Here is a 23,999-nt window from a genome sequence, read left to right on the forward strand (position 1 = left end):
AGGGCGTGAAAAGATGAGTCCGTGCCCGAGACTCTCGACCCGCAGACAGCCGCACGCCTCAAGCGCGACGAGCACGGACTGGTCGCCGCGATCATCCAGCAGCACGACTCCGGCGAGGTGCTCATGCTCGGCTGGATGGACGACGAGGCGCTGCGCCGCACGCTCACGACAGGTCGCGTGACCTTCTGGTCGCGTTCGCGGGGCGAGTACTGGCGCAAGGGCGACACGTCCGGCCACCGGCAGTACGTGAAGTCGGTCGCGATCGACTGCGACGGTGACGCGCTGCTGGTCCGCGTCGACCAGGTGGGTGCCGCCTGCCACACGGGCGCGCGCACGTGCTTCGAGCAGGGCGGCGCGCTGCCGGCCGTCGTCGGGGACCGCGCGGAGGTGGGCGCATGAGCGCGGTCGCCGCCCCGCCCTGGGGCCAGACCTGGCCGGCTCTCGACACCTTCCGTGAGCTGGCCGCCACGCACCGGCGCGTCATCCCCGTGGTGCGCCGCGTGCTGGCCGACGACGCCACGCCCGTGGGCCTGTACCGGGCGCTCGCGCACGGCGTGCCGGGCACGTTCATCCTCGAGTCGGCCGACGCGTCCGGTGCGTGGGCCCGCTGGTCGTTCGTGGGCGTCGCCTCGCGCGCCCAGCTCGTCTCGGACGGAGGCCAGGCCGTCTGGACGGGTGACGTGCCGGCCGGCATCCCGACGTCGGGCGACGTCGTCGAGGTGCTGGAGGCGACGCTCGCGACGCTGGCGACCGAGCCCGTCGACGGGCTGCCGCCGTTCACCGGCGGGATGGCCGGGGTGCTGGGCTGGGACGTCGTGCGGCACTGGGAGCCCACGCTGCCCGCGACCGCGCCCGACGAGCTGGGCGCCCCCGAGCTCGCCCTGTGCCTGGCCACGGACCTTGTCGCGGTCGACCACCACACCGGGGCGGTCTGGCTCGTGGCCAACGCGATCAACATGGACGCGACCGACGAGCGCGTCGACGAGGCGCACGCCGACGCGCTCGCGCGGCTCGACGCGCTCGAGGCGCGGCTCGCCGCGCCCGGTCCGCGCGTGGCCACGGTGCTCGACCCGGACGCCACCGAGCCCGAGCTGGAGTTCCGGTCGACGCGCGAGCAGTTCGAGGCGGCGGTCGACGCAGGCAAGGCCGCCGTCCGCGACGGCGAGGTCTTCCAGGTGGTGCTCTCCCAGCGCCTCGACCTCGACTGCCCGGCCGACCCGCTCGACGTCTACCGCGCGCTGCGCACCATCAACCCGTCGCCGTACATGTACTACTTCCACCTGACCGACGTGCGGGGGCAGGGCTTCCAGGTGGTCGGGTCGAGCCCGGAGACGCTCGTCAAGGTCGACTCGGGGCACGTCACCACCTACCCGATCGCCGGGTCGCGGCCACGCGGCGCGACCGTCGAGGAGGACCTGGCGCTCGGCGAGGACCTGCTGGCGGACGCCAAGGAGCTCTCGGAGCACGTCATGCTCGTCGACCTCGCGCGCAACGACCTGGTCAAGGTGTGCGAGCCGATCTCGGTCGAGGTCGCCGAGTTCATGACGCTGCGGCGCTTCAGCCACATCATGCACCTGTGCTCGACGGTCGTCGGGCGGCTGCGACCGGGGCGTACCGCGCTGGAGACCCTCAAGGCGACGTTCCCCGCCGGAACGCTGTCCGGGGCGCCCAAGCCGCGCGCGATCGCCCTGATCGACGAGCTCGAACCGGCCTCGCGCGGCATCTACGGCGGCACCGTCGGCTACCTCGACTTCGGTGGCAACCTCGACATGGCCATCGCGATCCGGACGGCGTTCGTGCGGGGCGGGCGGGCGTCGGTGCAGGCCGGCAGCGGCATCGTCGCCGACTCGGTGCCCGCGCTGGAGTACGCCGAGTCGCGCAACAAGGCCGCCGCCGCCGTGCGCGCCGTCCAGCTCGCGTCCCGGTTCCGGGCGCTCGGCACCTCATGAGCCTGAGCCGGGGACGCGCGGCCGTCCTCGTGATCGTCCTCGGCGCGCTCACGCTAGCGACCGCCGGACCGGTGTGGGTGCGCTCGCAGACCGCCACGGCGCTCGACCCGAGCGTCGCGGTGAGCGTCAGCGGCGGTGACGCCGCGCCCGCGGTCAACGCGGCCGGGCTCGTCCTGGTGGCCGCTGGGCTCGCGCTCGCCCTCGGCGGGCGGGTCGCCCGCCGCATCGTGCTCGTCGTCGCCGCAGGAGCCGGGGTGCTGGTCGCCTGGTCCGCGGTCGCCGTCGCCACGAGTCCCGTCGAGGCCGCGACGGCGGGAGCGGGCGAGGCGGCCGGCGTCACGGACCTCACCGGGCCGGTGACCGTCACGCCGTGGCCGTGGCTGTGTGCCGTCGTCGGCGCGCTGGCCGTGGCCGCCGCGGTCGTCGTGGAGATCGCCGGGCGCAGGTGGGCCACGTCGTCGCGCCACGAGCGCACGCCCGCTCCGGCGGCGAGCGCCGGCGACTCGCGGGTCGACGCCCACGATGCGTGGGACACCCTCAGCAGGGGGGCGGATCCGACCGCTCCGGAGGACCGCTAGGCTGACTCCAGCCGAGCCGGAACATCACGAGAGGCACCACCACGATCATGGCCGAGAACCCGAACGCTGAGAACCCCTACCTGCCCAGCGCGGCCCCGTTCCACAACGAGGGCAAGACCGTCGCCGCGTGGGTCGCGATGATCGGTGTGACGCTGGGTGCCATCATCGCCGCGGTGGGCTTCCTCTCCCCGACTCTCTGGATCATCGTCGCAGGTGCCGTCGTCGTCGTGGCCTCGCTCATCGCGGGCGCGGTGCTGCGCGGCATGGGTCTGGGCCAGCCCGGCGCGGCCGTTGGCGAGCGCCGCGCATGACGGTCCTGGAGGGCATCGTCGCGGGCGTGCGCGAGGATCTCGCGGTCCGCCAGGCCGCCACGAGCCTGGACGCGCTCAAGGAGCGCGCCTCGCGTGCCGAGGGCGCGCTCGAGGTCGTCAGCCGACTGCGCAAGCAGGACTCCGTCGCGGTCATCGCGGAGGTCAAGCGGTCGAGCCCCTCGAAGGGTGCACTCGCGGCGATCTCCGACCCGGCCGCGCTCGCAGCCGAGTACGCGACGGGCGGCGCGAGCGTCATCTCGGTGCTCACCGAGGAGCGCCGGTTCGGCGGCAGCCTGGCCGATCTCGACGCGGTGCGCGCGAAGGTCGACGTGCCGGTGCTGCGCAAGGACTTCGTCGTCACGCCCTACCAGGTGTGGGAGGCACGGGCGCACGGCGCCGACCTCGTGCTCCTGATCGTCGCGGCGCTCGAGCAGACCGTGCTCGAGTCGCTCGTGGAGCGCGTGCACTCGCTCGGCATGACCGCCCTCGTCGAGGCGCACACGGCCGACGAGGTCGCGCGCGCACTGGACGCCGGGGCGCGTGTCGTGGGCGTCAACGCCCGGGATCTCAAGACTCTCCAGGTCGACCGCTCCGTGTTCACCCGCCTGGCACCGCTCATCCCGGACGACGTCGTCCGGGTCGCGGAGTCCGGGGTGCGCGGGCCGCACGACGTGATGGACTACGCCAGGGCCGGCGCTCACGCCGTCCTGGTCGGCGAGGCGCTCGTGACCGACGCCGCGCCGCGCCGCTCGGTCGCCGACCTCGTCGCGGCGGGTCAACACCCGTCGTTGTGGTCGGTGCGTCCCGCCGCGCAGTCCTGACACCAGCCGAGGAGACACCTTGTCGCACGACCCAACGAGCGGCTCTGCCGTGAGCGACGCCCTGTCCAGCACGCTCGCGCACCAGGTGCTCGGGCGCCTGTCCGAGCAGCCGGGCCCGTACTTCGGCGAGTTCGGCGGTCGCTGGGTGCCCGAGGCGCTCATCGCCGCACTCGACGAGCTGGAGACCGAGTACCGCAAGGCGCTCGAGGACCCCCAGTTCACGGAGGAGCTCCAGCGGCTGCACCGGGAGTACGTGGGCCGCCCGTCGCCGCTCACCGAGGTCGCGCGGTTCGCCCAGCACTGCGGCGGCGACGCGGGCAACCGCGTGTTCCTCAAGCGCGAGGACCTCAACCACACCGGCTCGCACAAGATCAACAACGTCCTGGGCCAGGCGCTGCTCGTCAAGCGGATGGGCAAGACGCGCGTCATCGCCGAGACGGGCGCGGGCCAGCACGGCGTCGCGACCGCGACGGCCGCAGCGCTGCTCGACCTCGAGTGCGTCGTCTACATGGGCGAGGAGGACACCCGGCGCCAGGCGCTCAACGTGGCCCGCATGCGCCTGCTCGGCGCGACGGTCGTCCCGGTCCAGATCGGGTCGCGCACCCTCAAGGACGCCATCAACGAGGCGCTGCGCGACTGGGTCGCCAACGTCGACTCGACGCACTACCTGCTGGGCACCGTGACGGGCCCGCACCCGTTCCCCGAGATGGTGCGCGAGTTCCACCGCGTCATCGGGCAGGAGGCGCGCGCCCAGATCCTCGAACGCACCGGTCGCCTGCCCGACGTCGTCGCCGCGTGCGTCGGCGGCGGGTCCAACGCGCTGGGCATCTTCAACGCGTTCCTCGACGACCCCGACGTGGCGCTCTACGGTTTCGAGGCCGGCGGCGAGGGCGTCGAGTCGGGCCGGCACGCCGCCCGCTTCAGCGGCGGCGCGCCGGGCGTGCTGCACGGCGCCCGTTCCTACCTGCTCCAGGACGACGACGGGCAGACCCTGCCGAGCCACTCGGTGTCGGCGGGCCTCGACTATCCGAGCGTCGGCCCGGCGCACTCGTGGCTGCACGACCTGGGCCGCGCCACCTACCGGCCCGTGACCGACACGCAGGCCATGGACGCGTTCCGCGTGCTGTGCCGCACGGAGGGCATCATCCCGGCGATCGAGTCGGCGCACGCCCTGGCCGGGGCGATCCAGGTCGGCACTGAGCTGGCGGCCGCGGGCAAGCGCGACCAGGTCCTCGTGGTCAACCTGTCCGGCCGCGGCGACAAGGACGTGGCGACCGCCGCCCGGTGGTTCGGCCTGCTCGACGACGAGGGCCTCGCCGGCCCGGAGGGAGACCAGTGAGCACCACCGTGGCCTCGCAGACGGCCGCGCGGATCGACGCGACCCTGGCACAGGGGCGTCCCGCGCTCGTGGGCTACCTGCCCATGGGGTTCCCCACGATCGAGCGTTCCGCCGAGGCGGCGGCCGCGATGGTCGATGCCGGTGCCGACGTCGTCGAGCTCGGCGTCCCGTACACCGACCCGGTCATGGACGGGCCGGTCATCCAGCGCGCGGCCGAGACGGCGCTCGCGGCGGGCGCCCACGTGCGCGACGTGCTGACGGTGGTCGAACGGCTGCGCGCGCACGCGTCCCAGGTCCCCGTGCTGGTGATGACGTACTGGAACCCGGTGCTGCGCTACGGCGTCGACGGCTTCGCCCGCGATCTTGCCGCGGCCGGGGGAGCGGGGCTCATCACGCCCGACCTGATCCCCGACGAGGGCGGCGACTGGATCGCGGCATCGGACGCGCACGGGCTGGACCGCGTGTTCCTGGTCGCTCCGAGCTCGACGCCGGAGCGCCTGCGCCTGACGGCGGCCGCGTCACGCGGTTTCGTCTACGCCGCATCGACCATGGGCGTCACAGGCGCCCGGTCGCAGGTGGGGGAGCGCGCCGAGCAGCTCGTGGCGGACACGCGCGCCGCCGGCGCGCCGCGCGTGTGCGTAGGCCTCGGCGTCTCGACGGGGGACCAGGCCGCGCAGGTCGGCGCCTACGCCGACGGCGTCATCGTCGGCTCCGCCTTCGTCAAGGCGCTCCAGGGCGAGGAGCCCTGGTCGCGGCGTCTCGACGCCCTCCAGGCGGTGACGGCCGAGCTGGCCGCGGGCGTCGCCCGCGCCCGGAAGGACGGCTGATGCTTCCCCTGTCCATCCCCAGCCCGTCCCAGGGCGTGTGGCACCTCGGTGCGCTGCCGCTGCGTGCGTACGCGTTCGCGATCCTCGCGGGCATCGTGCTCGCGGCCTGGATCGCCGGGCGCCGCTTCACGCGGCGCACCGCCGGAGGCACGTTCGACGACGTCCTGGAGATCACGTTCTGGGCCGTGCCGTTCGGCATCGTCGGGGGCCGGATCTACCACGTGATCACGACGCCTGGGCCGTACTTCGGAGCGGGCGGCGATCCGATCCGCGCCCTGTTCATCTGGGAAGGCGGCCTGGGCATCTGGGGCGCCGTCGCCTTGGGCGGGCTCGGTGCGTGGATCGGCGCGCGGCGCCAGAACGTCCGGCTGCCGGTGTTCGCCGACGCCCTCGCCCCGGGCCTGCTCGTCGCGCAGGCTGTCGGGCGGCTGGGCAACTGGTTCAACCAGGAGCTGTACGGCGCTCCCACGACGCTGCCGTGGGGTCTGCAGATCGACGCCGCGCACCTGGTGACCGACCCGGCGACGGGGCTGCGCTTCGCGGAGGGGACGCTGTTCCATCCGACGTTCCTGTACGAGCTGCTGTGGAACCTCGCGATGGCCGGTGTGCTGGTGTGGATCGACCGCAAGTTCCGGCTCGGGCACGGGCGCGTCTTCTGGGCCTACGTGGCGCTCTACACGCTCGGACGTGGCTGGATCGAGGCGCTACGCATCGACACGGCCGAGCATCTGCACCTGTTCGGTACCGACGTGCGCCTCAACGTGATCACGTCGATCGTGGTGTTCGCCGGCGGCGTGGTCGCCTTCGTCCTGGTGGGGCGGCGGTTCCCGGAACGGGAGGCCGACGCGCGCCGGGTGGTCCCGGCCCTCACCTCGGACGAAGTGCCGGACGACGCACCGGACGACGTGCCGGACGAGGCGTCAGGCGACATTCCGGACGACGCGCCGGAGGGCGATGGCAACCCCGTGGCACCCGATGACCCTGTGACAGGCGCGGAACATCCGTGAACTAGACTTCAGCACCACTCCCCTCTTCGGGCGAGCGCCATCGGTCGACCGACCCGCGACGCGACCCCACCCGGCGCCCCCACCTGGGCGTGTGAGACCAGCGGGCCGACGGCGTCCCGAAAGCATGACGGACGAGCCGCCCGGGGTACGGGCGTAGAGAAGGACGGTGTTGATGACCACGCCGCAGACCGGGAGCCTCGCTCCTGGGCGCCAGGGGCTGTACGACCCGGCAGCCGAGCACGATGCGTGCGGTGTCGCCTTCGTGGCGACGCTTCGCGGCACGCCTGGACGCGACATCGTCGACGCGGGCCTGACGGCGCTGCTCAACCTCGACCACCGCGGTGCGGTGGGCGCGGAGGAGAACTCGGGCGACGGCGCAGGCATCCTCACCCAGATCCCGGACGCGTTCCTGCGCGACGTGATCGCCGCGGAGCTGCCGCCTGCCGGTCACTACGCGATCGGCACGGCGTTCCTGCCGAACGACGTGGCGCGCGCCGACGGGCTCGCCCGCAGGTTCGACGAGATCGCGGCGGAGGAGAAGCTCGACGTCATCGCCTGGCGTGACGTGCCCGTGACCGCGGACCTGGTCGGTCCCTCGGCACGCGCCTCGATGCCGTTGTTCCGCCAGGTCGTCGTCGCCGACCCGTCGCGCGAGCTGTCCGGCATCGACCTGGACCGCCGCGCGTACCGCGTGCGGCGCCGGGCGCAGCACGAGCTCGGCCTGTACTTCGCGTCGCTGTCAGCCCGGACCGTCACGTACAAGGGCATGCTCACGACGGCGCAGCTCGAGCCGTTCTTCCCGGACCTGTCCGACCCGCGCTACGCCTCCGAGCTCGCGCTCGTCCACTCGCGGTTCTCGACCAACACGTTCCCGTCGTGGCCGCTCGCGCAGCCGTTCCGGCAGATCGCGCACAACGGCGAGATCAACACGGTGCGCGGCAACCGCAACTGGATGGCCGCGCGCGAGGGAAGCCTCGAGAGCGCCGCGCTGGGCGACCTCGCACCGCTCCTGCCGGTCTGTACCGACGGCGCGTCGGACTCGGCGTCGTTCGACGAGGTGCTCGAGCTGCTGCACCTGGCGGGCCGGTCGCTGCCGCACGCCGTGCTGATGATGGTGCCCGAGGCGTGGGAGAACCACGCCGAGATGGACCCTGCACGCCGCGCCTTCTACGAGTACCACGCCAACCTCATGGAGCCGTGGGACGGGCCGGCCGCCCTGACGTTCACGGACGGCACCGTCATTGGGGCGGTCCTCGACCGCAACGGACTGCGCCCCGGCCGGTACTGGGTGACGCAGGACGGCCTCGTCGTGCTCGCCTCGGAGTCGGGCGTGCTCGACCTGGACCCCGCGACCGTGGTGCGCAAGGGCCGGCTCGAACCGGGCCGCATGTTCCTGGTGGACACGGGCGCCGGACGCATCATCGAGGACGACGAGGTCAAGGGCCAGCTCGCCGCTCAGCAGCCGTACCAGCGCTGGATCGACGAGTACAAGATCACGCTCGAGTCGCTCCCGGAGCGCGAGCACGTGGCTCACAGCCCCGCTTCGGTGCAGCGCCGGCAGCGCACGTTCGGGTACACCGAGGAGGAGCTCAAGGTCATCCTCACCCCGATCGCGAACACGGGCGCCGAGCCGCTGGGCGCGATGGGCACCGACACGCCGATCGCGGTGCTCTCGAGCCGGCCGCGCCTGTTGTTCGACTACTTCACCCAGATGTTCGCGCAGGTGACCAACCCGCCGCTGGACGCGATCCGCGAGGAGCTGGTCACGTCGCTCGGCAGCGCGATCGGCCCGGAGCCGAACGTGCTGTCCGACGTCCCGGAGCACGCGCGCAAGCTCGTGCTCGACTTCCCCGTGGTCGACAACGACCAGCTCGCGAAGATCGTCCACGTCGACCGCGACGAGCGCCTCGAGGGCGTCTTCCGTTCCTACACGGTGCGCGGCCTGTACGCGGTCGCGGGCGGGGGAGCCGCACTGTACGACCGCCTGGAGGCGATCTTCGCGGAGGTCGACGACGCCATCGCGCGCGGCGCGACGCACATCGTGCTCAGCGACCGCGAGTCGAACTCCGAGCTCGCGCCGATCCCGTCGCTGCTTCTGACGTCGGCAGTCCACCATCACCTGCTGCGCGAGCGCACGCGCACCCGGATCTCGCTCGTCGTCGAGGCCGGCGACGTGCGCGAGGTGCACCATGTGGCGCTGCTCGTCGGCTACGGCGCCGCGTGCGTCAACCCGTACCTCGCGATGGAGACCGTCGAGGACCTTGCCGTGCGCGGATACCTTGACGTCACCCCGGAGAAGGCGGTCGCGAACCTCATCAAGGCGCTCGGCAAGGGCGTGCTCAAGGTCATGAGCAAGATGGGCATCTCGACCATCATGTCCTACCGCGGAGCGCAGATCTTCGAGGCCGTGGGCCTGTCCCAGGAGCTGGTCGACGACTACTTCGCCGGCACCACGAGCCGCCTGGGCGGCGTCGGGCTCGACGTCGTCGCGGCCGAGGTCGCGGCGCGGCACGCGGAGGCCTACCCGCCGTCGGGCAACCGCGACCCGCACAAGCGCCTGGTCACCGGCGGCGAGTACCAGTGGCGCCGCGACGGCGAGGAGCACCTGTTCGACCCCGAGACGGTGTTCCGGCTCCAGCATGCGACGCGCACCGGCCGGATGGACATCTTCCGGCAGTACACGCGGCGTGTCGACGAGCAGTCGCGCCGGCTCATGACGCTGCGCGGACTGCTGCGATTCGCCCCCGACCGTGAGCCGATCCCGCTGGACGAGGTCGAGCCGGTCAGCGAGATCGTCAAGCGCTTCAACACCGGTGCCATGTCGTACGGCTCGATCTCGGCCGAGACGCACGAGACGCTCGCCATCGCGATGAACCGCCTGGGCGCGCGCTCCAACACCGGCGAGGGCGGCGAGCACCCCGAGCGCCTGTACGACGCGGAGCGCCGCTCGAAGGTCAAGCAGGTCGCCTCGGGCCGGTTCGGTGTCACGAGCGAGTACCTGACGCAGGCCGACGACATCCAGATCAAGCTCGCGCAGGGCGCCAAGCCGGGCGAGGGCGGCCAGCTCCCGCCGGGCAAGGTCTACCCGTGGGTCGCGCAGGTGCGGCACTCGACGCCGGGCGTCGGGCTCATCTCGCCGCCGCCGCACCACGACATCTACTCGATCGAGGACCTCGCGCAGCTCATCCACGACTGCAAGAACGCCAACCCGGCCGCGCGCATCCACGTCAAGCTCGTCTCCGAGTTCGGCGTGGGCACCGTGGCGGCGGGCGTGTCCAAGGCGCACGCCGACGTCGTCCTCATCTCGGGGCACGACGGCGGCACGGGTGCCTCGCCGCTGACGTCGCTCAAGCACGCCGGGACGCCCTGGGAGATCGGCCTGGCCGAGACCCAGCAGACGCTCGTGCTCAACGACCTGCGCGACCGCATCACCGTCCAGGTCGACGGGCAGATGAAGACGGGCCGCGACGTCGTCGTGGCCGCGCTGCTCGGTGCCGAGGAGTTCGGTTTCGCGACGGCGCCCATGGTCGTCACGGGCTGCGTCATGATGCGCGTGTGCCACCTCGACACCTGCCCCGTGGGCGTCGCGACCCAGAACCCCGAGCTGCGCGCGCGCTTCACCGGCAAGCCCGAGTTCGTCGTCAACTTCTTCGAGTTCATCGCGCAGGAGGTCCGCGAGCACCTCGCCTCGCTGGGCTTCCGCTCGATCGACGAGGCCGTCGGCCAGGTGCAGGCGCTCGACACCCGCAAGGCCGTCGACCACTGGAAGGCGCAGGGTCTGGACCTGACGCCCGTGCTCGAGCAGCAGGTTCCCGCGACCGGGTCGGCCGTGCGCCGCACCAAGGCGCAGGACCACGGCCTGGCGAAGGCGCTCGACAACCAGCTCGTGGCCCTGGCCGCCCCCGCGCTCGAGGACGGCACCCCCGTCACCATCGAGCTGCCGGTGCGCAACGTGAACCGGACGGTCGGCACGCTGCTCGGCCACGAGGTCACCAAGCGCTTCCGAGGAGCCGGGCTGCCGGACGGCACGATCGACGTGACGCTCAACGGGTCGGCCGGGCAGTCGTTCGGCGCGTTCGTGCCACGCGGTATCACGCTGCGCCTGTTCGGTGACGCCAACGACTACGTCGGCAAGGGCCTGTCAGGTGGCCGCATCGTCGTCCGGCCGGACCGGTCGGCGGTGCTCGAGGGCGCCGCGAACGTCATCGCCGGCAACGTCATCGGTTACGGGGCGACGTCCGGAGAGATCTTCCTGCGGGGCCGCGCGGGCGAGCGTTTCGCCGTGCGCAACTCCGGTGCGACGCTCGTCGTCGAGGGCGTGGGCGACCACGCGCTCGAGTACATGACGGGTGGCACGGTGCTGGTGCTCGGCCCCACGGGCCGCAACCTGGGGGCCGGCATGTCGGGCGGTACGGCCTACGTGCTCGACCTGCGCGCCGCTGCGGTCAACACGACGGCGGTCGCCGCGAAGGAGCTCGAGGTCGGCCCGCTCGACGACGCCGACTGGGACGTCGTCCAGACGCTGCTGCGGCGGCACGCGGAGGAGACCGGCTCGAACGCCGCACGGTCCCTGCTGGCAGACCCCGGCGCCCGCGCCCGCTTCTCGCGCGTGCTCCCGCCCGGCTGGGCGCGCGTGCGCGCTGCGCTCGCGCAGGCCGAGGCCGACGGCGTCGCGCTCGACGGCGACGCGGGCGAGTGGGACGAGAACGTCTGGAACAACATCGTGGAGGTGGCTCGTGGCTGACTACCGTGGCTTCCTGAAGGTCCGGGACCGCGAGCTCCCGCCGAACCGGCCCGTCGAGGTGCGCCTGCGTGACTGGAAGGACGTGCATGCCCACCTCGAGGAGGGCCAGCCGTTCCTGAAGGACCAGGCCGGGCGGTGCATGGACTGCGGCATCCCGTTCTGCCACCAGGGCTGCCCGCTGGGCAACCTCATCCCCGAGTGGAACGACCTGGTGTGGCGTGGGCAGACGGGCGACGCGATCGACCGCATGTACGCGACCAACAACTTCCCCGAGCTCACCGGCCGCGTCTGCCCTGCACCGTGCGAGTCGGCCTGCGTGCTCGGCATCAGCCAGCCGCCCGTGACGATCAAGAACGTCGAGCTGTCGATCGCGGAGGAGGCGTTCCGGCGCGGCCTGACGCCGCAGGTGCCCACGCACCTGACGGGCACGACGATCGCGATCGTCGGCTCCGGTCCCGCGGGCCTCGCGGCGGCGCAGCAGCTGACGCGTGCCGGGCACACCGTCGTGGTGTACGAGCGCGACGACGCCGTCGGTGGCCTGCTGCGCTACGGCATCCCGGACTTCAAGCTCGAGAAGGACATCATCGACCGTCGCCTGGAGCAGATGGAGGCCGAGGGCACGCGGTTCCGCCCCGGTGTCGAGATCGGCAAGGACATCACGTGGGACGCGCTGCGCCGCCGGTTCGACGCGATCGTGATCGCCACGGGCGCGACGGTGCCGCGCGACCTGCCGCTGCCGGGTCGCGAGCTGCGCGGCGTGCACTTCGCGATGGAGTACCTCACGCCGGCCAACAAGGCCGCGAAGGGGGAGCCGGTCGAGGGTGCGCCGGACGCTGCGGGCAAGCACGTCATCGTGATCGGCGGCGGCGACACGGGCTCGGACTGCGTCGGCACGGCGCTGCGCCAGGGTGCGGCGAGCGTCACGACCCTCGCCATCGGCAAGAAGCCCCCACGGGAGCGCCCGGCCAACCAGCCGTGGCCCACCGACCCGATCCTCTTCGAGGTCTCGTCCTCGCACGAGGAGGGCGGCGAGCGCGCCTACCTGGCGTCGACGGTCGAGTTCCTGGACGACACGACGGGCGGCGTCGTCGGGCTGCGGGTGGCCGAGACGGAGTACCTGCCGGACGGTCGCCGCGTGCCCAAGGAGGGCACCGAGCGGGTCCTGCGCGCCGACCTCGTGCTCGTCGCGATGGGCTTCACCGGTCCGGAGACGAAGGTGCTCGCCACGCAGACCGACGTCGAGCTCACCGAGCGCTCACTGGTGCGGCGAGGGAGCGACTTCGCGACCAGCCTGCCGGGTGTCTTCGTCGCCGGCGACGCCGGCCGCGGCCAGTCGCTCATCGTCTGGGCGATCGCCGAGGGACGTGCGTGCGCGGCCGCCGTGGACGCGTTCCTGCGCGGGTCGACCGAGCTTCCAGCGCCGGTGGGGCCACGGACGGTCGCCCTAAGAGGGTGAGCGTGGCCCGTTCGGGGCGCGCTGCGCGCCGCGAGCAAGCAAGATTGCTGCAAGACCGTCTTAGATAGTCGTGGTGTGCGTCGGCCCCCGGGCTCACGGCGCGCAGCTGGCAAAGACCACGGGCGCGAACGTGCGCCCGCGCTAGCCCCGGGGAATGCCGGGGCACCCCCTGATGACGAGGCTGGAGACATGCGCAGAGCCAAGATCGTTTGCACCATCGGACCCGCCACGAGCAGCCCGGAGAACCTCCGGAAGCTCATTGACGCGGGCATGGACGTGGCCCGGATCAACCGCAGCCACGGTTCTTTCGAGGAGCACGAGGCCGTTTACACCAACGTGCGGGAGGCCGCCAAGGCCTCGGGCCGCAACGTTGCGATCCTGGTCGACCTCCAGGGCCCGAAGATCCGCCTCGGCAAGTTCGAGGAGGAGAAGAAGTACTACCTCGAGGTCGGTGACGAGTTCACCATCACGACCGAGGACATCGTCGGCAACCAGTCGATCGTCTCGACGACCCACAAGGGTCTCGCGGACGACGCCAAGGCCGGCGACGCGCTCCTGATCGACGACGGCAAGGTGCGCCTGCGCGTCACGTCCGTCGAGGGCCCGAAGGTCCACGCGGTCACCGAGATCCCCGGCCCGATCTCGAACAACAAGGGAATCAACCTCCCGGGTGCCGCGGTGTCCGTCCCCGCCATGAGCGAGAAGGACATCGAGGACCTGCGCTGGGCCCTGCGGATCGGCACGGACTTCATCGCCCTGTCCTTCGTGCGCAACGCCAAGGACTACGACGACGTGCGCGCGATCATGGAGGAGGAGGGCCGGGTCGTCCCGGTCATCGCCAAGCTGGAGAAGCCGCAGGCGATCGAGAACCTCGAAGAGGTCATCGCGGCGTTCGACGCGTTCATGGTGGCCCGTGGCGACCTGGCGGTCGAGATGCCGCTCGAGCAGGTCCCGCTCATCCAGAAGCGCATCGTCGAGCTGGCGCGCCGCAACGCGAAGCCGGTCATCGTCGCCACCCAGGTGCTCGAGTCGATGACGAACAACCCGCGCCCGACGCGCGCCGAGGCCTCCGACTGCGCCAACGCGGTGCTCGACGGCGCCGACGCGGTCATGCTCTCGGGCGAGACGTCGGTCGGTGACTTCCCGATCATCACGGTCGAGACGATGGCCCAGATCATCGAGGCCACCGAGCAGCTCGGTGCCGAGCGCATCGCCCCGCTGGGCTCGCGCCCGCACACCCGCTCGGGTGTCATCACGCAGGCCGCGAAGGAGGTCGGCGAGCAGCTCGGCGCCAAGTACTACGTGACGTTCACGCAGTCCGGCGACTCCGCCCGCCGCATGTCCCGCCTGCGCTCGCAGATCCCGCTGCTGGCCTTCACGCCGGCGCCGGCGACCCGCAAGGAGCTGGCCCTGAGCTGGGGCACGCAGGCCTACGAGGTGCCGAAGGTCGACTCCGTCGACGCGATGGTCGCCCAGGTCGACTCGACCCTGCAGGCCAACGGCCTCGCCGAGCCGGGCGACCGGGTCGTCATCGTCTCGGGTGCGCCTGTCGGCGTGCCGGGCACGACGAACTCGATCCTCGTGCACAAGGTCGGTTCGACCGACACCGGTCGCGGCCGCTGACGGTCCGCCGTCCGTCCTGAACGACGCGAGAGGCCCGTGGGGGATTTCCCCACGGGCCTCTCGGCGTCACGGCGCTCACGGCCGTTCTCGCGTGCCCCGGGCGGGACTCGAACCCGCACTCCTTGCGGAACCCGGGTTTGAGCCGGGCGCGTCTGCCAGTTCCGCCACCGGGGCGTGCGGGCACCATCGAACCACACCGGCAGGGGTGCCGCGGACGGTCTGCCGCGTGCCCGACCCTGGGGCGACGCTTTGGCTGGTGAGGGCGTGTTCGCGGACTACGATGTCGGAGTGACCGAGAAGCCTGCCGCGAAGCTGCCGCTGGACCTGCCTCCCTTGCTGGAGTCTGAGGCCCCCGCAGCTGCCAACCCGTCTGCCCGTCCCGCGCGACGCGTCGTCGTCGCCGAGGACGAGGCGCTCATCCGCATGGACGTCGTCGAGACTCTGCGTGAGGCAGGGTTCGAGGTCGTCGGCGAGGCTGGCGACGGTGAGACCGCCGTCGGCCTGGCCATCGAGCTCAAGCCCGACGTCGTCGTCATGGACGTCAAGATGCCCGAGATGGACGGCATCACCGCCGCCGAGAAGATCGGCAAGGCGCACGCTGCGCCCGTCGTCCTGCTCACCGCGTTCTCGCAGACCGAGCTGGTCGAGCGTGCCCGCGACGCCGGTGCGATGGCCTACGTCGTCAAGCCGTTCACGCCCGCGGACCTGCTGCCGGCCGTCGAGATCGCGATCTCCCGCTACCAGCAGCTCGGTGCGCTCGAGGCGGAGGTCGCCGACCTTCAGGAACGTTTCGAGACCCGCAAGCGCGTGGACCGGGCCAAGGGCTTGCTCCAGACCAAGATGGGCCTGTCGGAGCCTGAGGCGTTCCGCTGGATCCAGAAGACGTCGATGGACCGGCGTCTGACGATGCGTGAGGTTGCCGACGCCGTCATCGAACAGGTCGGCGGGGCCTGAGCGGAATGCGCTCCACGCCGGAGGTGAGGTCGGCCGACCGCGACGACATCGTCGTGGTCGCGGCGCTGGTCGCCGCGACGCGCCCCAGCTCTGTCGGGGCGCAGGTGGATCACGCCGGCGAGGATGTGGTCCGCACTCACCTGTCCGTCTATGTTGCGGCCGGTGGGACGGTGCTCGTCGCGTCGCTCGACGGTCATGTCGTCGGCTTCCTGCTGGTGCGCTCGGTGGGGCCGCACCTGTTCGCCACGGAGACCGCGTTCGTGATCGACACGCTGCTCGTGACTCCGGACGCGCGGCGTCGCGGCATCGGGCACGCCCTGGTGGGCGGCGTCGCCGCGCTGGCGGGCGAGGCGGGAGCCGCGTACGTGTACGCGGGCGTTCCGGCCGGAGATCGTGGCATGCACCGGTTCCTTGCGCGGCTCGGATTCGCGCCGACGGCGGGGCACCGCGTCGTGGCGACGTCGACGCTCCTGCGCCGCCTCGCGCAGGAGGGAGGCTCGGCCTCCGGCCGCGACAGCCGCCCGCGCGGCCCTCGCGTCACGGGGCGGGCGGCGCTGGACGACATCATCGCCCGGCGACGCCGCGCCCGGGAGGCGGGTCTGCCGTCGGGGCCGGTCGACATCCGCTCGCTGCGGGGCCGGCACGGCCCGGAGCGCACGGCGTCCTGACGCGGGTGCAGGCGCGGGTTACCGCGGCGCGGCGTCGAGGATCATGCAGGTCAGCCGCGCGGTGGCGACGCGGCGCCCGGCGTCGTCGCTCACGGTGATCTCGTAGGCCGCGAGGCTGCGCCCCAGGCGCAGTGCGCGGGCCTCGCCCGTGACGACGCCCTCGCGGACCGCGCGGTGGTGGGACACGTTGAGCTCGATGCCGACGCTCGCGCGCGACGGACCGGCGTGCTGCGCCGCGGCGACGGAGCCGAGCGTCTCGGCGAGCACGGCCGACGCTCCGCCGTGAAGCAGGCCGTAGGGCTGGGTGTTTCCGGCCACGGGCATGGTGCCGCAGGTGCGTTCGGCGCCGATGACGGTCAGTTCGATGCCCATGCGCTCCAGGAGCGTGCCGGTGATGTCGGGCATGCCGGTCATGGAGGTGCCCGTCGCCGGGGGAGTGTCGGTCATGCCAGGTAGGTTGGCCCAGTGACGACCCTCGCGCCAACCCGGCACACCGGCCGGCCCCGTCTTCTGCTGGTCGACGGGCACTCGATGGCCTACCGCGCGTTCTACGCGTTGCCCGACACGATGGCCACGACCTCGGGCCAGGTGACCAACGCGGTCTACGGCTTCACGTCGATGCTCACCAAGCTGCTCGGCGACGAGCAGCCGACCCACCTGGCGGTCGCGTTCGACGTGTCGCGGCGGTCGTTCCGCACCGAGCGTTTCCCCGAGTACAAGGGCACCCGCAGCGAGACGCCGGCGCCGTTCAAGGGCCAGGTGCCGCTGATCAAGGACGTGCTGGAGGCGCTGCACGTCCCGGCGATCGAGCGCGAGGGCATCGAGGCGGACGACATCATCGCGACGCTCGCGGGGCAGGCGTCGGCGGCAGGCATGGAGGTGCTCGTCTGCTCGGGCGACCGCGACTCGCTCCAGCTCGTCGACGGCGACGTGACCGTGCTCTACCCGGTGCGCGGGGTGTCCGAGATGGTCCGCATGACTCCGGAGACTGTCGCCGGCAAGTACGGCGTGCCGCCGCAGCAGTATCCGGACCTGGCCGCCCTCGTGGGCGAGACGAGCGACAACCTGCCGGGCGTGCCCGGCGTCGGCCCGAAGACTGCGGCCAAGTGGGTCACGCAGTACGGCGGCCTGGACGCGCTGCTGGCCCACGTCGACGAGCTCAAGGGGAAGGCGGCGGACAACCTGCGCGCCGCCGTCGACCAGGTGCGGCTCAACCGGGAGCTGAACGCGCTGCTGCGCGACGTCGAGCTGCCGTTCGGCCCCGACGACCTGCTGCTGCGCGGGTTCGACCGTGAGGCGGTCCACCGCATCTCCGACGCGCTGCAGTTCGGCGCGCTGCGCGACCGCCTGCTGGCCGTCGACCCGGCCGCCGAGCAGGCCACGCAGGCTGCCGTGGAGCAGGGGTTCGAGCTCGACGTCGTCGAGCTGGCTCCCGGCGGGCTCGGCGCGTGGCTCGAGGCCCGTGCCGGGCGGGGCGTCGGCGTCGACGTCTCGGGCAAGGGCACGCCCGCGCTGGGCGACGCGTGGGGCATCGCGCTGGCCGAGGGCGGGGAAGCGGTGGCCTACGACCTCGCCGACCTCGACCCGGCCGACGAGCGGGCACTCGCCGCCTGGCTCGCCGACGCGGCGCAACCCAAGGTGCTGCACGGGGCCAAGGCGGCGTGGCACGCGCTCGCGGCGCGCGGGCTCGCGCTCGACGGCGTCACGTTCGACACCGAGCTCGCGGCCTACCTGTGCTATCCCGACCAGCGAGGCTACGACCTCGGCGACCTCGTCGCCCGGCACCTCGGCCGCGAGCTGGGCGCCGAGGACGACGGCGCGCAGGGTGCGCTCGACCTCGACCTGGACTCCGCGGGTGCGCGGGGCCGGCGCGAGGCGACCCGGGCGGCCGCGGTCGCCGACCTCGCGGAGGCGCTCGCCGGCCAGCTCGCCGACCGGGGTGCGACGTCCCTGCTGACCGACGTCGAGCTGCCGCTGTCGTGGGTGCTCGCCCGCATGGAGGCGACCGGGATCGCGGCGGACACCGCGTACCTCACCGAGCTCGAGGCCGGGTTCGCCGGCCAGGTCGCGCACGCCGCGGGCGAGGCGTACGACGCCATCGGTCACGAGGTCAACCTGGGCTCGCCCAAACAGCTCCAGGAGGTGCTGTTCGGAGAGCTCGACATGCCCAAGACCAAGAGGACCAAGACGGGGTACACGACCGACGCCGCGGCGCTCGCAGAGCTCTACGCGCGCACCGGGCACCCGTTCCTGGAGCATCTGCTCGCGCACCGGGACGCGAGCAAGCTGCGGGTGACCGTCGAGGGCCTGCTCAAGTCGGTGCTCCCCGACGGGCGCATCCACACCACGTTCCAGCAGACGATCGCCGCGACGGGGCGCCTGAGCTCCGCCGAGCCGAACCTGCAGAACATCCCGATCCGCACCGACGCCGGGCGCCAGATCCGCAAGGCTTTCCGCGTCGGGGAGGGGTACGAGACGCTGCTCACGGCGGACTACTCGCAGATCGAGATGCGGATCATGGCGCACCTGTCGGGCGACGCCGGACTCATCGAGGCGTTCCGCACCGGCGAGGACCTGCACCGCTACGTCGGCTCGCGCGTCTTCGGCGTCGAACCGGCGGACGTGACGCCCGCGATGCGGTCGAAGGTCAAGGCTATGTCGTACGGCTTGGCCTACGGGCTCTCCGCGTTCGGGCTGTCGCAGCAGCTCGGGATCACGACGGGTGAGGCGCAGGGCCTCATGGACGACTACTTCGCGCGGTTCGGGGGCGTGCGCACCTACCTGGACGGCGTCGTCGAGGAGGCCCGGGCGACGGGGTGGACCGCGACGATCCGCGGGCGGCGCCGCTATCTGCCCGACCTGACGAGCGACAACCGTCAGCGAAGGCAGATGGCCGAGCGCATGGCCCTCAACGCCCCGATCCAGGGCAGCGCGGCCGACATCATCAAGATCGCGATGCTGCGCGTGCAGCGCGAGCTCGACGCGCGCGGGCTGCGCTCGCGCCTGCTGCTCCAGGTCCATGACGAGCTGGTGGTCGAGGTGGCACCCGGCGAGCGCGAGGCGGCGGAGGAGGTGCTGCGCACGCAGATGGGCGCGGCCTACCCGCTCGACGTGCCGCTCGACGTGTCCGTGGGCGCCGGCGACACCTGGCACGCCGCGGGGCACTAGTGCGCGACGCCACCCGTCCGGCGCACGCCCGGCAGACGCTTACGATCGGCAGTCCTATGGGCTGGTTCATCCGCGTGGTCAAAGGCATGGTCATCTCGCTCGGCTTCATCCTGCCGGGCGTGTCGGGGGGCGTGCTCGCCGCGATCCTCGGCATCTACGAGCGGATGCTGCGCTTCCTCGCGCACCTGACGCGCGACTTCAAGGCCAACATCCTGTACTTCCTGCCCGTCGGCATCGGCGGGATCCTCGGGCTCGTGCTGCTCAGCCGGCCGCTGGAGTTCCTGCTCGAGCAGTGGCAGGTCGTGGTGCTGTGGGGCTTCGCGGGCGCCATCCTCGGCACGCTGCCGTCCCTGGTGCGTGAGTCCGGCGCCCGCTCGCGGCGCGACCGGGCGGACGTCGTCTGGCTCGCCGGGACCTTCGTCGTCGCGCTCGTCGTGCTCTACCTCCTGCCGGCCGTCGCGGGCACGGTGCCTGCGAACTTCGCCGGGTTCGTGCTCGCGGGGGCGCTCATCGCGCTCGGCGTGCTGGTCCCGGGGCTCTCGCCGTCGAACCTGCTCCTGATCCTCGGGCTCTTCTCGCCCATGCTCCAGGGGTTCCGCGACCGCGACCTGGGCGGCACGTTCCTGCCCATCGCGATCGGCGCGATCGCGGCCATCCTCGCGTTCTCCAAGCTCATGGAACGGCTGATCGAACGCCACCACTCGCGGGTGTACCACTTCATCATCGGACTGGTGCTCGCCAGCACCGTGCTCATCGTGGTGCCGACCCGCAGCGCCGAGACCATCGACTACGCGGGCGCCGGCGCCGGGACGTTCGCCCTGGCGGTCGTGGCCTTCGGCGCGGGCCTGGCGCTCGGCCTGTGGACCGCCGTCCTCGAAGGCAGGTACAAGTCCGCACATCCGGGGGAGTGACATGGCCGCCGACCGCCTCACCACGATGACCTTCGCGAGCATCTACCCGATGTACGTGCAGAAGGTCGAGCGCAAGGACCACACGACCGCCGAGCTGCACCAGGTCATCACCTGGCTGACGGGCTACGACGACGCCGGGATCGCCGCCGCCGTGGCCGACGGGCGCACGCTCGCGGAGTTCTTCGACCGCGCGCCGGCGTTGAACCCGAACGCCACCCTCATCACGGGCGTCATCTGCGGGTACCGCGTCGAGGACATCGCGGACCCGCTGCACCAGAAGGTGCGCTGGATGGACAAGCTGGTCGACGAGGTCGCCCGAGGCAAGAAGATGAGCAGCATCCTGCGCGCCTGAGTGCCGCATCGCCGCGCGCAGACCGCCTGGCACGGCCTCGGGCCGGGCGGCACTCCTAGCCTGGAGGCTCGTGACCACCACCGCGTCCGAGCGCTCCGCCGCCCGCCCGTCCACGACCCGCCCGCCCGCCGGGCGCCCGTCCGGGACGGGGTCGTCAGACCGGGTCCGGGCCGCCGGGGTCGCCGCCGCCGTCGGTGCGGGGCTCGTCTCAGCCGTGCAGAGCCGCGTCAACGGCTCCTTCGGCGCCGCGCTCGGCAACGGCTTCCTCGCCGCCACGATCAACTTCGCGTCGGCGCTCGCGATCCTCGCGCTCCTCGTCGGCTGCTCCCCACGTGCCCGCACCGGCCTCGGGCGGGTCAAGGACAGCCTGTGGGCCGGCCGTGCGCGCGCGACCGACGCCGACCGCGCCGTGCACCGGGGTGTGCCCGGGATCGGCCGCCTGCGCTGGTTCCAGGTCGTCGGTGGCGCCGCCGGCGGCCTGTTCGTCACCGCCCAGGGCGTGACGGTCGGCTCGCTGGGTGTCGCGCTGTTCGTCGTGGCCGTCACCGCCGGCCAGTCGGTCAGCTCGCTGTTCTGCGACCTGCTCGGCTTCGCGCCGGGCGGCAGGCGTGCCATCACCGTGGGCCGCGCGGTCGGCCCGGCGCTCGCGGTGGCCGCCGTCGTCGTCAGCCAGTGGCCGAACCTCGGCTCGTCCGAGCATCTCGGCCTCGTCGCGCTGCCGCTGGTCGCGGGCGTGTTCGTCGCCGCGCAGCACGCGGTCAACGGTCGGGTCGAGACGACGGCGAGCCACGCCCCGTTCGGCGACCGGGTCGACCGCGGCGCGGGCGCTCTCGCCGCGACGTTCGTCAACTTCCTCGTCGGGACGCTCGCGCTGCTCGTGGTGCTGACCGTGTCGGCGCTGGTGCAGGGCCTGCCGGACGTCGCGTTCCCGGGCGAGTGGTGGATGTACACCGGCGGCGCCCTGGGCGTGGTGTTCATCGGCACGGCGGCCGCCGTCGTGCATCGCATCGGGGCGTTGCTGCTCGCCCTGTCGCTTATCGCCGGTCAGATCACGGGTGCGCTGCTGCTCGATCTCGCCGCCGGGGGCACCCCCGCCGTCTCGACGCTCGCGGGCGTCGCCCTGACGCTCGCCGCGATCGCCGTCCCGGTGCTGACCTCGCGTTCGCGGCGCGGCGCCTGACGGGGCAGGGCGCGGTTCAGCGCGTTCCCGTGCCCGCGGCGGGCTTGCGGGTGACGAAGACGGCCGTGCCCGGCAGGAAGGCGCCGCGCTCGGGACCCCAGCCACCCCAGACCTCGCGGTTCCACGCGGGCCACTCGGGTTCGACGACGTCGTGCAGCCTCAGGCCCGCGGCGACGACGTCGCGCACGTGGTCGCCCAGGGTGCGGTGGTACTCGGCGTAGACGACTCGCCCCGCTGCGTCCTTCTCGACGTAGGGGCGGCGGTCGAAGTAGGAGCGGTCGGCCGTCAGGCCGCGGGCTGTCGGGTCGTCGGGGAAGGCCCACCGCACGGGGTGGGTCACGGAGAACACCCACCGGCCGCCGGGGCGCAGCACGCGCGCCGCCTCGGCGTGGACGCGCGCGGCGTCGGGCACGAAGGGGATCGCCCCGAACGAGGTGAAGACGACGTCGAAGGCGCTGTCAGCGAAGGGCAGGGCGCGCGCGTCCGCCTGGAGCACGGGAACGTGCACCCCTGCGGCGGTGTCGAGGGCCGCGGCCCGGGCGAGCATCCCGTGCGAGATGTCGGTCGCGACGACGTCGGCGCCGCGCGTCGCGAGCCAGCGTGAGCACTGCGCCGCTCCCGCGCCGACCTCGAGCACGCGCAGTCCGGCGACGTCGCCGAGGAGCCCGGCCTCTGCCTCGCTGAGGCCTTCGGGGCCCCAGCGGAAGCCGGCGGTGCCGAGGAACGTGCCGTGCTCGTCGAGGTACTCGGCGGCGTTGGCGTCCCACCAGCCGCGGCCCGCGGCGCCGCCCTCGGCGTCGGGAATGTGCTGGTATCCGGCGGAATCGATGTCGGTCACGATCCCATCCTGCCCGTGCGCCGCAGGGACCTGCACTGCACGACGTCCAGCACGACGTGGACTGGCCACACGGCTAGGATCGCGGCGGTGCATGTGATCCGCACCGCAAGCTGGGACGTCAACAAAACTGTGGAGGATGCGTGCGAGTCGGACTCCTGACCGGTGGCGGGGATGTCCCCGGCCTCAATGCTGCGATCCGCGCCGTGGTCAAGCGTGGCGAGGGCGAGCACGGTCACTCGATCGTGGGGTTCCGCAACGGCTGGCGCGGCCTGGCCGACGGTGACGTGATGCAGCTGGGCCGCCAGCACATCCGCAACGTCCTGGCGACCGGCGGGACGCTGCTGGGTACGGCGCGGTACCACCCGCACGCCGACGACGGCGGCATGGACGCGGTGCTCGCCACGCTCGAGGCCGAGCGCATCGAGGCGCTGATCGTGGTCGGAGGCGACGGGACGCTGCACGCGGCGAGCAAGGTCGCCGAGGCAGGCATCCGCATCGTCGCGATCCCCAAGACGATCGACAACGACGTGTGGGGCACCGACCGTTCGATCGGCTTCGACACCGCCGTGACCATCGCGACGGAGGCCGTCGACCGTATCCACACGACGGCCGAGTCGCACAACCGCGTCATGCTCGTCGAGGTCATGGGCCGCACGGCCGGCTGGATCGCCGCGACGGCGGGCATCGCCGGCGGCGCCGAGGTGGTGCTCGCTCCCGAGCAGCCCTTCGACATCGACAAGATCGTCAAGTTCCTCAAGCACCGGCACCGGGCGCACGCGAGCTTCTCGATCATCGTGGTGGCCGAGGGCGCGGTGCCGGCCGAGGGCACGTCGATGCAGTACGAGACGCAGCTGGGCCGGTTCGGCGAGATCGTCGCCGGGTCGATCTCGGAGCGGCTCAAGGTGGAGATCGCCGACCGCACGGGGTTCGACACGCGCGTGACCGTGCTGGGTCACATCCAGCGCGGGGGTTCGCCGACCGCGACCGACCGCATCCTGGGCTCGCGCTTCGGCGTCGCGGCCATCGACGCGGTGACGCGCGGGGAGACCGGTGTGATGACGGCGCTGCGCGGTGACGAGATCGAGCTCGTGCCGCTGGCCGACATCGCGGGCAAGGTCAAGCATGTCCCCATGGAGCTCCTCGACGTGGCCCGGACCCTGGCCTGACCGAGACCTTCAGGTGTCGATCCGTACTCGGCCTGACCTGGTCGAGTACGGATTGACCCTTCCAGTCGGCCGCCGCTAGGATGGTCGGCGGTGCCGTGCGCCCGCCC

The 23,999-nt window shown here is 72.5% G+C and carries 20 protein-coding genes and 1 tRNA gene; 18 read left to right on the forward strand and 3 right to left on the reverse strand.

The genetic code is table 11. The features are described 5' to 3' along the window. Window positions 1-21: 21 nt before the first annotated feature. From hisI to pyk, 11 genes are all read left to right on the forward strand, one after another. On the forward strand, window positions 22-399 hold the full coding sequence (hisI, locus tag ET495_RS03650) for a phosphoribosyl-AMP cyclohydrolase (protein ID WP_129202675.1): 378 nt from the start codon (window positions 22-24) through the stop codon (window positions 397-399). Continuing rightward, window positions 396-1,949, forward strand: coding sequence for an anthranilate synthase component I (locus ET495_RS03655; protein WP_129202677.1), 1,554 nt, complete (start codon window positions 396-398; stop codon window positions 1,947-1,949). Before hisI ends, ET495_RS03655 begins: the two co-directional genes overlap by 4 nt. After that, the gene (locus ET495_RS03660; RefSeq protein WP_129202679.1) at window positions 1,946-2,527 is read left to right on the forward strand and encodes a Trp biosynthesis-associated membrane protein; all 582 of its coding nucleotides are present in this window, start codon (window positions 1,946-1,948) and stop codon (window positions 2,525-2,527) included. Before ET495_RS03655 ends, ET495_RS03660 begins: the two co-directional genes overlap by 4 nt. A 47-nt stretch (window positions 2,528-2,574) precedes the next feature. Next, complete coding sequence (locus ET495_RS03665) at window positions 2,575-2,838, forward strand: HGxxPAAW family protein (RefSeq protein WP_129202681.1); 264 nt, start codon at window positions 2,575-2,577, stop codon at window positions 2,836-2,838. Continuing rightward, the gene (gene trpC, locus ET495_RS03670; RefSeq protein WP_129202683.1) at window positions 2,835-3,659 is read left to right on the forward strand and encodes an indole-3-glycerol phosphate synthase TrpC; all 825 of its coding nucleotides are present in this window, start codon (window positions 2,835-2,837) and stop codon (window positions 3,657-3,659) included. The genes ET495_RS03665 and trpC overlap by 4 nt, the downstream gene beginning before the upstream one ends. Before the next feature lie 49 nt (window positions 3,660-3,708). Further along, entirely contained in the window at window positions 3,709-4,998 is a 1,290-nt protein-coding gene (gene trpB / locus ET495_RS03675) for a tryptophan synthase subunit beta (RefSeq protein ID WP_425471191.1), read from the forward strand. Next, window positions 4,995-5,825, forward strand: a complete 831-nt coding sequence (gene trpA, locus ET495_RS03680; protein WP_129202685.1) for a tryptophan synthase subunit alpha — start codon at window positions 4,995-4,997, stop codon at window positions 5,823-5,825. The genes trpB and trpA overlap by 4 nt, the downstream gene beginning before the upstream one ends. Beyond that, entirely contained in the window at window positions 5,825-6,832 is a 1,008-nt protein-coding gene (gene lgt / locus ET495_RS03685) for a prolipoprotein diacylglyceryl transferase (RefSeq protein WP_129202687.1), read from the forward strand. The genes trpA and lgt overlap by 1 nt, the downstream gene beginning before the upstream one ends. A 172-nt stretch (window positions 6,833-7,004) precedes the next feature. Beyond that, window positions 7,005-11,576, forward strand: coding sequence for a glutamate synthase large subunit (gene gltB, locus ET495_RS03690; RefSeq protein ID WP_129202689.1), 4,572 nt, complete (start codon window positions 7,005-7,007; stop codon window positions 11,574-11,576). Further along, window positions 11,569-13,032, forward strand: coding sequence for a glutamate synthase subunit beta (locus tag ET495_RS03695; RefSeq protein ID WP_129202691.1), 1,464 nt, complete (start codon window positions 11,569-11,571; stop codon window positions 13,030-13,032). The genes gltB and ET495_RS03695 overlap by 8 nt, the downstream gene beginning before the upstream one ends. A gap of 189 nt (window positions 13,033-13,221) precedes the next feature. Beyond that, complete coding sequence (pyk, locus tag ET495_RS03700; protein ID WP_129202693.1) at window positions 13,222-14,655, forward strand: pyruvate kinase; 1,434 nt, start codon at window positions 13,222-13,224, stop codon at window positions 14,653-14,655. 92 nt (window positions 14,656-14,747) lie between these two features. Here the strand turns inward: pyk and ET495_RS03705 are convergent. Then, window positions 14,748-14,829: transfer RNA gene (locus ET495_RS03705), tRNA-Leu, on the reverse strand. A gap of 114 nt (window positions 14,830-14,943) precedes the next feature. Between ET495_RS03705 and ET495_RS03710 the strand changes: the two genes are divergently transcribed. Together ET495_RS03710 and ET495_RS03715 are read left to right on the forward strand one after the other, a co-directional pair. Further along, the gene (locus ET495_RS03710; protein ID WP_425471193.1) at window positions 14,944-15,609 is read left to right on the forward strand and encodes an ANTAR domain-containing response regulator; all 666 of its coding nucleotides are present in this window, start codon (window positions 14,944-14,946) and stop codon (window positions 15,607-15,609) included. A gap of 5 nt (window positions 15,610-15,614) precedes the next feature. Further along, on the forward strand, window positions 15,615-16,277 hold the full coding sequence (locus tag ET495_RS03715; protein ID WP_129202697.1) for a GNAT family N-acetyltransferase: 663 nt from the start codon (window positions 15,615-15,617) through the stop codon (window positions 16,275-16,277). An 18-nt stretch (window positions 16,278-16,295) separates the two neighbouring features. On the opposite strand, the gene ET495_RS03720 is transcribed toward ET495_RS03715, so the two are convergent. Then, the gene (locus tag ET495_RS03720) at window positions 16,296-16,724 is read right to left on the reverse strand and encodes a PaaI family thioesterase (protein WP_129202699.1); all 429 of its coding nucleotides are present in this window, start codon (window positions 16,722-16,724) and stop codon (window positions 16,296-16,298) included. Window positions 16,725-16,808: 84 nt separating this feature from the next. On the opposite strand from ET495_RS03720, the gene polA reads away from it, so the two are divergent. From polA to ET495_RS03740, 4 genes are all read left to right on the forward strand, one after another. After that, window positions 16,809-19,445, forward strand: coding sequence for a DNA polymerase I (gene polA / locus ET495_RS03725; protein ID WP_129205871.1), 2,637 nt, complete (start codon window positions 16,809-16,811; stop codon window positions 19,443-19,445). 56 nt (window positions 19,446-19,501) lie between these two features. Continuing rightward, window positions 19,502-20,356, forward strand: a complete 855-nt coding sequence (locus ET495_RS03730) for a DUF368 domain-containing protein (RefSeq protein WP_129202702.1) — start codon at window positions 19,502-19,504, stop codon at window positions 20,354-20,356. A 1-nt stretch (window position 20,357) separates the two neighbouring features. Further along, a complete protein-coding gene (locus ET495_RS03735) occupies window positions 20,358-20,708 on the forward strand; it encodes a DUF2200 domain-containing protein (RefSeq protein WP_129202704.1) in 351 nt (116 codons plus the stop codon). Window positions 20,709-20,778: 70 nt separating this feature from the next. Then, a complete protein-coding gene (locus ET495_RS03740; RefSeq protein WP_129202706.1) occupies window positions 20,779-21,888 on the forward strand; it encodes a DMT family transporter in 1,110 nt (369 codons plus the stop codon). 16 nt (window positions 21,889-21,904) lie between these two features. On the opposite strand, the gene ET495_RS03745 is transcribed toward ET495_RS03740, so the two are convergent. Further along, window positions 21,905-22,726 carry a class I SAM-dependent methyltransferase gene (locus ET495_RS03745; RefSeq protein ID WP_245993299.1) on the reverse strand — a complete coding sequence of 274 codons (822 nt, stop codon included), beginning with the start codon at window positions 22,724-22,726 and terminating at the stop codon, window positions 21,905-21,907. A 140-nt stretch (window positions 22,727-22,866) separates the two neighbouring features. On the opposite strand from ET495_RS03745, the gene ET495_RS03750 reads away from it, so the two are divergent. Continuing rightward, a complete protein-coding gene (locus ET495_RS03750) occupies window positions 22,867-23,892 on the forward strand; it encodes a 6-phosphofructokinase (protein WP_129202710.1) in 1,026 nt (341 codons plus the stop codon). Window positions 23,893-23,999: the final 107 nt, after the last annotated feature.

The sequence above is a fragment of the Xylanimonas allomyrinae genome (assembly GCF_004135345.1).
GTDB classification, from domain to species: domain Bacteria; phylum Actinomycetota; class Actinomycetes; order Actinomycetales; family Cellulomonadaceae; genus Xylanimonas; species Xylanimonas allomyrinae.